The following is an 879-nucleotide window of genomic DNA, read 5'->3' as shown; positions in this document are numbered from 1 at the left end:
TATTGCTGAAAGTCCTTGTGTAGCAAGGGCTTAGATTACTGCAAAATGCTCACATTTGAAAAGAGTCCATAAAAATAGCCGTTTCTTCTTAGACAGAAAGAAACGGCTGTAGAGCTGTGTTGAAATGATCAGTCAATATCAATTGGAACCGTACGTTTATTTACAAGCTGAGCATTCTTCTCATCCGTCACATCATAGGTTGTTACTATTAGCTCGGCGCCATATACGCCCGAAAAAGAACCTTTCCCGCTTACTTCAACAGCAGAATACGCATTAGCCGCAGCTCCGTATCCGCTCGTTGTAATATGAACTCCGGCATTTTTGATTTCTTGCTGCTGAGCGGATGTCAGGCCGACATAGTGCCTCCCCAGAAAATCATTGTATTCAAATTTCTTTGATTCTTGCATGCCCATCCAGCCAGTATATACTCCAGTCGCTTTGATTACGCTGTGATTAGCCGTAGTGCTTCCCGTTTGACCTGTAAATACAACATCTCCGCGATAAGTTCTTTGGCTGAACTCCACAACTGTTTTATACGTTTTATGCGGGGGAACTTTCACTGGTTGTGCAGGCACTTCCAATGTATAGGATTCACTTGTCGTATGTGTTTCCGTATTGGCTGTGTTGTATTCCAGATTTATTTTGCCTGCACCCTCTAAAATGAACGGAAGGATGAATTTATTGCCGAGATCCCCGCCTCCACCAACTTTGAATCCGTTGGAAACACTGGTTGAATTGGATTCCGTATACGTTTTACTGAATTTCACAGTGTTGAAGCTTTGATCTTCATTCGTTTTATTTGGAAATGTGTTTTCTCCTATAAATACAGGCAGCATTCCTATAATGAAGAAATATGAGATTTGAGAAACAAAAAGACTC

At 41.4% G+C, this 879-nt stretch carries 1 protein-coding gene; it reads right to left on the bottom strand.

From position 1 onward, the window contains the following. Window positions 1–128: 128 nt before the first annotated feature. Window positions 129–879, bottom strand: a 751-nt coding sequence (locus tag LQV63_RS31225) for an ETX/MTX2 family pore-forming toxin (protein ID WP_233699654.1), incomplete at its 5' end; no start/stop codon positions are given.

The organism is Paenibacillus profundus, from assembly GCF_021369635.1.
Lineage (GTDB): Bacteria > Bacillota > Bacilli > Paenibacillales > Paenibacillaceae > Paenibacillus_B > Paenibacillus_B profundus.
Note: the sequence above shows the minus strand (reverse complement) of the source record. Positions and strands in the feature narration are given on the sequence as shown.